Source organism: Bradyrhizobium sp. NAS96.2 (assembly GCF_001908235.1).
Classification (GTDB): domain Bacteria; phylum Pseudomonadota; class Alphaproteobacteria; order Rhizobiales; family Xanthobacteraceae; genus Bradyrhizobium.
The window spans coordinates 1-3375 of the sequence record NZ_LGHK01000168.1 but is presented as its reverse complement, the minus strand read 5'-3'; the positions used below and the strand labels follow the sequence as shown (position 1 = coordinate 3375).

The window sequence follows — 3375 nt, the reverse complement described above, 5'->3', positions numbered from 1 at the left end:
CTGCCTGGCTGCTGATTGCACACATCAGACTCCTGACCCGCAGACTTGCCGCTGCAGATAGGGGGCGATGATTTATGAGTCAGACTCTGAGGAGCGGCGTCAGCCGCGTCTCGAAGGATCGACGGCCACCAGCGGGGCCGTGCATCCTTCGAGGCTCGCTCCGCTCGCACCTCAGGATGACGGGGAAAGATACAGCGCCGGCCCTTCAACCTTTGCGTGGCGCCTCGCCGAGATCCCAGAACAGGCCGGCCATGATCGTCAGCGCCTCCTCGGTCACCGGCAACAGGATGTGCTCATCGGGCGCGTGCTGCGAGCAGCCCGGATAGGAATGCGGCACCCAGATCGTCGGCAGGCCGAGCCCTTCAGAGAACACGTCGTTGGGCAGCGAGCCGCCAAAGTTCGGCAGCACCGCCGGCGCCTTGCCGGTGGTGGTACGGATCGAGTTCGCCGCCCAGTCGATCCACGGGCTGTCCATGTCAGTGCGCGAGGCGCCGAAGCGCTGCGCGCCGGAAACCTCGACCATCGGAAAGCCATTCTTGTGCAGATAATCGCGCACGCCGTCGATCACTTCGAGATATTTCGTGCCGACCACGAAGCGGAGCTGCAGCACCGCGTTGGCATGGCCGGGAATCGCGTTGGCCGGCTTTTCGATATTGCCCGATGACATCGCCAGCACTTCCAGCGTGTTCCAGGCATAGAGCCGTTCGGCCGCGGTCAGCCCCTCCTCGCCCCAATCCTCCGCAAGCTGAGGTTCGTCCGCCGTCGGCTTGATCTCAACGTCGGCGAGTGCGGCGCGGACCCGGTTCGAGATCGGCGGCGGTTTCAGGATCTCGAGCTTCATCCGGCCCTTGCCGTCGACCAGGCTCGCGATCGCATTCGCGAGGATCGTCGCGGGGTTGGCCAGCACGCCGCCCCAATTGCCGGAATGATTGCCGCCCTCGCGCAGGTTGACGTCGAGATGGATGCGGTTGCCGCCGCGGCAGCCGAGGAAGATGGTCGGCCGCTCCGCCGACAGCCGCGGGCCATCGGAGGCAATGAACAGATCGGCCTTCAGTTCCTCGCGATGCGCCTCGCAGACCTCGCGCAGATCGGGCGAGCCGATCTCCTCGCCGGTCTCGATGATGAATTTGGCATTGAAGCCGAGCTTGCCGCCGCGCGCCTGCTTCACCGCGCGCAGCGCGGCCATGTTGATCGAATGCTGGCCCTTGTTGTCGGCGGTGCCGCGACCATAGACGCGATCGCCCTTGACCGTGGTCTGCCACGGATTGAGCCCGTCGCGCCATTCGCCGACCATGCCGTCGACGACGTCGCCGTGGCCATAGGTCAGCACGGTCGGCCGCGCGGCATCTTCCTGGTAGTCGGCGATCAGATAGGGCCCGCGGCCGGTCGGCGACTCGATCAGCCGGGTCTTGAAATCGAGCTCGGCGAAGGCCGGCTGCAGATTCTCCACCAGATAGGCGCGCAGCGCACCGGCCTTGTCGGCATTCAGGCTCTCGGTCTGGTAGCCGACCCTGCGGTCCAGTTCCTTCAAGAACTGTCCCGATTGAAAATGCTCTCGCACCTTTGCGATTGCGTCGGCCCGTGTCGCCATGATTGTTCCTTCGTCCGGTCGCGTCTTGGCAGGATCCCGTCGGATCGCTGCGTCGCACATCCGGATCATGCTTCTGGAGGCCGGCAACCTATCGGGATCGGCCCGCCACCGGAAGGGTGTGAATCGCGAAGGGGCCTTGCCAAAACGTGGGAAGTCGCACCAATTTGATGCGGGACGCCCAACCGGGCAGCAATCGAAGCGGCGCTCAAGGTTTCGACCAAGGTTTCGACAATGACAAAACAAATCCGGCTCAACGCCTTTGCCATGAACTGCGTGGCGCATCAGTCACCGGGGCTATGGACCCATCCGCGCGACCGCACCAAGGACTACAACAAGCTGTCCTACTGGACCGACCTGGCGAAGACGCTGGAGCGCGGCCGGTTCGACGGGCTGTTCCTCGCCGACGTGCTCGGGGTCTACGACGTCTATGCCGGCAATCCGGATGCGGCGCTGCGCAACGCGGCGCAGACCCCGGCCAACGAGCCGTTGATGCTGATCCCGGCAATGGCCGCGGTGACCGAACATCTCGGCTTCGGCGTCACCAGCAATCTCTCCTTCGAGCCCCCCTACCCGTTCGCGCGGCGGATGTCGACGCTCGACCATCTGACCGGCGGCCGGATCGGCTGGAACGTGGTGACCGGCTATCTCGATTCCGCCGCGCGCGGCGCCGGCAAGGACAAGCAGACCGCGCATGACGACCGCTATGAGCTCGCCGACGAATATATGGAGCTGGTCTACAAGCTCTGGGAAGGCAGCTGGGAAGACGACGCCGCGATCCGCGACGTCGCGCGCGGCATCTTCACCGACCCAAAAAAGGTGCATCGGGTGCAGCACGAAGGCGCCAACTACCGGCTCAACGCGATCCATCTGTCGGAGCCGTCACCGCAGCGCACGCCGGTGCTCTACCAGGCCGGCACCTCGCCGCGCGGCCGCCAGTTCGCCGCCGAGCACGCCGAATGCGTGTTCATGTCGGGGCCATCGGCAAAGGTGATCGGCCCGCGGGTGTCGGCGATCCGCGAGCTCGCGGCAGCGAAGGGCCGCAACGCAGCCGAGATCCTGATGTTCTCGATGATGTGCATCGTGGTGGCGCCGACCGAGGCCGAGGCCAAGGCGAAGTACGCGGAGTACCGCAGTCATATCAGCCACGAAGGCGCGCTGGCGCTGATGTCGGGCTGGACCGGTGTCGACTTCTCGACCTATTCGCTCGACCAGGAAGTCCGCCACGTGCAGAACGACGCCGGCCGTTCCGCGATGGACAACGTCACCCGAGCCGACCCTGATCGGGTCTGGACCGTGCGCGAAGTCGCCGAGCATGTCGGCATCGGCGGCGCCGGCCCCGTGGTGGTCGGCACGCCGGAGCAGGTCGCCGACAAGATCGAGCAGTGGTTCGAGGACACCGATGTCGACGGACTCAATGTCGCGTTCGCGATCTCGCCCGGCGATTTCGAGGACATCGCCGACATGCTGGTGCCTGAGCTCGTCAAGCGCGGCCGCTACAAGAAAGAGTATGCGAAAGGCACGTTGCGGGAGAAGCTGTTCGGCGAGGGGCGTCGAAAGCTGAACGACACGCATCCGGCGAGCCGGTATCGCGTGAAGCGGAGTGCGGCGCAGTAACCGCGTAGGTACGCCCACGCCTAACCCACGCTACGATTTCCAACCCGTCATCCTGAGAGTCTGACTCATAAATCATCGCCCCCTATCTGCAGCGGCAAGTCTGCGGGTCAGGAGTCTGATGTGTGCAATCAGCAGCCAGGCAGCTTCGGTTGCCACCGTCGCCTCGAAGT

Annotated in this window: 2 protein-coding genes; one reads left to right on the top strand and one right to left on the bottom strand. The window is 65.0% G+C overall.

All coding sequences use genetic code 11. The annotated features are described in order from the left end of the window. Window positions 1–205: 205 nt before the first annotated feature. Window positions 206–1591, bottom strand: coding sequence for a M20 family metallopeptidase (locus tag AC628_RS30725; RefSeq protein WP_074130537.1), 1386 nt, complete (start codon window positions 1589–1591; stop codon window positions 206–208). A gap of 231 nt (window positions 1592–1822) precedes the next feature. Here AC628_RS30725 and AC628_RS30720 point away from each other — a divergent pair, with 231 nt between their 5' ends. Next, window positions 1823–3205, top strand: a complete 1383-nt coding sequence (locus AC628_RS30720) for an LLM class flavin-dependent oxidoreductase (protein WP_074130536.1) — start codon at window positions 1823–1825, stop codon at window positions 3203–3205. Window positions 3206–3375: the final 170 nt, after the last annotated feature.